The sequence below is a fragment of the Psychrobacter sp. CX18 genome (genome assembly GCF_057396215.1).
The window spans coordinates 1-4,549 of record NZ_JBXYJH010000031.1 but is presented as its reverse complement, the minus strand read 5'-3'; the positions used below and the strand labels follow the sequence as shown (position 1 = coordinate 4,549).

Here is a 4,549-nt window from a genome sequence, read left to right as displayed (position 1 = left end):
GCCTATCGCCACCTGTATATCACCGCCATACGTCAAATAGATCATGAAGGCAGCTATGGCTACTACCGCCTTATCGCCCAACCCATCACCTCAACGCTGCATCAACATGCCCGTGCCCATATAGACACCCATACCGATGTGGTGAGTATGGTTGCACAGCGCCTATCTACCATTGATGTTGACATCATAGATGACAGCGGCCATGACTGGACCCCAGCACGCATGACCCAGTGGCAACTCAGCGACTGGGCCCATATCTGTGAACGTCTATCTCGTCAGGGCCTAACCGGCTATCTGCGTCATACCCAAACAATTAAGCACACCCCGCCACACTTGGTTATCACCAGTAGTACGCCCAGCGAAGCGGACAATATCAGTCATAACATCGGTGCGATACGCTATCATCACGCACTGCATGACCGGGTTCACGCCCCCGTACTTGCCATCACGCATCGTGTTACTGCCCTACCTAGCCAAGTCAATGTTCAGCGCTTTAATACCGCCGCAGTGTCACATCCCGAGCAACGCACAGCCACCACGCCCGTCTATGACTCAAGTGTCTTTACTGCCAAGCTAGCCATTGACACCCCAGCGGCCTTTGCTCCTGTGACAAACACCCAAAGTATCGATGATGCTCAAAGTATCGCTCAAAGCTTAACGGCAGCTCATAACCGCTATACTGCCCTAGCATACGCCACTGATGCCAATGTGGCAGATACCTTTATCTTAGACGGTCATAACCGCTTAAATGATCATTACCGCGCCACCCATCTGACTCACTTAGCACGCAATAGCCTGACCCACATCACAGGGCTGACTCAAAGCCGTCGCCACCGTGAGCGTCATGCTTCACATCTAGAGGCAGGCAGTCATCTGACTCAGTTAAGCTTGATATTAGCCGACACCCCTTGGGTGGGTCATCTATATCGCAAACAAGTATTGCCGCCTATGACAGGCATCACAGAAGATCAGTCAGACACGGACAGTCGTGATCATATGACCCCTACTCGGCTTATGTTGTTTGATACCCCTGCTCAGCCTATATCAAGACTTGAGGCACAGGCAGGGGCGAACTATGGCACTCACTTCACGCATAGAGCGGATGATCAAACGCTTGTGCAGTCTATTGGTGATGGTGAGCATTTAATCAATACAGGCAGTCTATTATCGACCACTCGCCCTAGCCTATTTGCTTGTCATGATGACAAAGCGGTAGAAAGTGGCTATCGGCATCAGGCAGACGATGCGTTATCCGAGTGGGTGACTGAGCACCGATCTGATCAGGCGTATTCTCAGTTAGCAAATAATAGCAGCCACGTTAAGTCAAAGGTTAAGATGGGTGTGATTCACCCTGCTACAGAGTCTAGTAAACGTGACGGTATTCATGTCGCAACCGATGCGCAAGTGAGTGTGAAGACTGGGCAGGCTATGGTGATATCGAGTCAACCCCAAACCTATGCCCAAAGCACAAAGCATGATTATCAGCATCATACCCCGACGCTCACTCAAACCAGCCTTGGCGGTCAGCATTTAAGCGAGCGCTTAACCCAGCTTGCCACAGGTTTAGGTCGTCATGTTAATAGTCATAATCAGATTAAGACTCAGCTTGAGTCTATCACTGACGAGCAAACCCAAACCACACATCACACTACTCCTTATACCTTGATAGACAGCGCTTCTGATAGTGGTTACGTCAGTGAAGATTTACTGGTTCATCGCTCTATGGGTGAGATGTTATCTACCACTCAGCAAGATAGGATGGTGAGCAGTGGTAAGGGGCATCATCAGGTGAGCGGTGAGTCAACGACCCTTGTGGCAGATGGTAGTGTGAGTATGACCAATGCGAAAGACAATATCATGGTATCGGCGCATACAGGACGACTTGAGGCAACCGCTAAGCAGGATGTGAATATATCGTCTTCAACTAAAGAGGTTGAGATTGCGGCGAGTAATAAGGTGACGATTCATGCAGGCTCAGCAAGTATTACGCTTGAAGGCGGGGATATTACGATTAAGGCCAATGAGTTTATTGAAAAGGCGGGTAAGCATAATCCGGCGAGTGGTGGGTTTGATGGGCTGGGGCTTGATGGGTTGCCTGAGTTTATTGCTGGCGCTATTTATAAAGCACAGTTTAAGTTTACTGACGATGACGATATTGCTTATGCGAATACACCTTATGTTGCGATTAATGAACGAACTCAAGAGACTTATGAGGGTGTGACTGATGATGAGGGTAAAACACAAACGTTCTTTAGTGCTAAGCCTGATGAGATAAAGGCACATTTGAAGTTAGATAAGTATAGTGCTCAGTTTAGATTTGTAGATGATGATGATTTACCCTATAGCTATGTGGATTATATTGCTCAGGCTGAAAAAACAGGTGAGGTTTCTGAGGGTACGACTGATGTTGATGGATATACAGAGATTTTACGTACTTCAATTGAGCAGGAAATTAAAGTTCATTTGCTAATCAATAATATGGAGAGTATATAATGAGTACATTTAAAGATCGTCCTGGTGATTTACCATATGACGAGCAATATTTATCTAAGACTACTACTCAAAAAGATTTAGATGTAACAACCGTTAATATTACTAGAGAAGTCATAAAGTGTAGTAAATGTGGACAATCAATCAGCATTGATGAAGAATTTATAAAAAGCATCAAGTCGAACATGAGTTCTAAATTTATATCAGCTTTGCTGAAACTACCTTTTTATTTAAAAAAGTATAATGCAAATACCTGTCGAGATTTAGTGAACTTTCTTGCACAATCGCAGATTGAAACTAATGAATTTACAACTTTGAGAGAAAGTCTTTATTATACTACGAGGACTAGGACGGTTGAACAAATTTATGCAATTTCCAGAACAGCTATTGATAATGGTTTCGATAGAAAGAATTTAGGTCATTATACTCGGCAACAGAGAATTAATTATATTAGAGATAACTTGTTAGCTAATGATCAAGCATATGGCTTTCATTTATATGGTAATGAAAAATACCCTCAAAACGATTATCGAGGTAGGGGGTTTATGCACTTTACTCATTTTGCTCAGTATAAAAGTTTTACTGAAGATACAGGTATTAATATTGTAGAGATGCCTACTTTATTAGAGACTAATTTAGACATAGCATTAGAAACCGCTACTTGGTTTTGGAAGGATAAAAAAAATGGAAAGATTTTAGAAGAAACTACTCTAGATACATCAGATTTTCAAAGCGATTCGGTAACTACCAAAGTTACGAGGCTTGTGAATGGGGGCAGCATGAAACTGGCAGAAAGAAAAAAAGCTAAAAAGTCTATAGGGACTAAATTTGTAACTGCATATGGAGCATGTAAATGAAACAATTTATTGAAGTTGCTTTATTATCATTCTTTATCTCATCAATATCCTGTTCATCTAATTGTTACACTAACATCACTGATATTAAAATAAATCAGATCAGTCATGATATAACCACATTGGAAGAAAATGACAGTCTCAAGATATTCCTTACAGATAGTAAAGGTGATGCTTATCTTTTAGATACAATTGAACTTCCTAATGATATTCCAAAATTAAATTATACTTTTACTCATAAAATTCAAGGTCGGTCTTATATTATTGTAGGCATCTCATATGATGAAGATTATAGAGATGCCGAGCATCCATATATTAATTGGGGAAAGTACTATACAACGCTTGCATATAAATGTGATATCAATTATCAGTGTCAATACGATAAAAAAATAAGCACCTTCTTTGGATCAGGAGGCATTTTAGTTAACTATAATACAAATGAAGTATTAAATTCATACTTTTTCAAAGAAAAGTCAACAGTTGAAAAAGTTTTAAAATCAAAGTTTTTTGAAAATTGGATAGATGGTGAAGCCGTTAGAGGGTATACGACAAGTAATACTATATTAAAAGATGGGCCAAGCTACTATTTCGATAGTAATCTATTATTAATTGAGGGTACTTCATTTACCGTGAATCGTATTGATTCAGGTTGGCTTGAAATAACTTATACTAAAAATAATAAAGAAGTTGAGGGTTGGATAAAATGTGAAGATACAAATCTATGTATTTGAATTTACTGAATCATATAATAAATGACCAGTGAATTCCTCTATGCATCTTTCCGATCCCATTGAATATACAGATACCAAACGTGAAGTGTAGTGGTCAAAGAGACATTCGGCATTGGTCAAGTTATAAAAAACTATGAATCTATTAAAATAAAATCTCTCTTTAGCAAATTGCATTAAGTAATTATTTTAGTGAGCAGCATACCCCTACCCTCACTCAAACCAGTCTTGGTGGTCAGCATCTAAGCGAGCGCTTAACCCAGCTTGCCACAGGTTTAGGTCGTCAGGTTAATAGTCATAATCAGATTAAGACTCAGCTTGAGGCCATTACCAAAGAGCAAACTTCTACTACGCATCAACAAACTCCCTATACCTTGATAGACAGCGCCGCTGATAGTGGTTACGTCAGTGAGGAGTTACTGGTTCATCGCTCTATGGGTGAGATGCTGTCAACCACTCAGCAAGATAGGATGGTGA

General features: G+C 41.1%; 3 protein-coding genes. All 3 read left to right on the top strand.

The genetic code is table 11. The features are described 5' to 3' along the window. On the top strand, positions 1 to 2,493 hold a 2,493-nt coding region (locus AC2SLT_RS13000), incomplete at its 5' end, for a DUF2345 domain-containing protein (RefSeq protein ID WP_486548075.1). After that, positions 2,493 to 3,347 carry a glycoside hydrolase family 19 protein gene (locus AC2SLT_RS12995; protein ID WP_486548074.1) on the top strand — a complete coding sequence of 285 codons (855 nt, stop codon included), beginning with the start codon at positions 2,493 to 2,495 and terminating at the stop codon, positions 3,345 to 3,347. The genes AC2SLT_RS13000 and AC2SLT_RS12995, both read left to right, overlap by 1 nt. Further along, positions 3,344 to 4,075 carry a hypothetical protein gene (locus tag AC2SLT_RS12990; protein ID WP_486548073.1) on the top strand — a complete coding sequence of 244 codons (732 nt, stop codon included), beginning with the start codon at positions 3,344 to 3,346 and terminating at the stop codon, positions 4,073 to 4,075. The genes AC2SLT_RS12995 and AC2SLT_RS12990 overlap by 4 nt, the downstream gene beginning before the upstream one ends. The last annotated feature ends 474 nt before the right edge of the window (positions 4,076 to 4,549 follow it).

Excerpts from the sequence above, each read along its gene's own strand:
- AC2SLT_RS12995 (WP_486548074.1), top strand. The coding sequence starts at position 2,493 with ATGAGTACATTTAAAGATCGTCCTGGTGATTTACCATATGACGAGCAA.
- AC2SLT_RS12990 (WP_486548073.1), top strand. The coding sequence starts at position 3,344 with ATGAAACAATTTATTGAAGTTGCTTTATTATCATTCTTTATCTCATCA.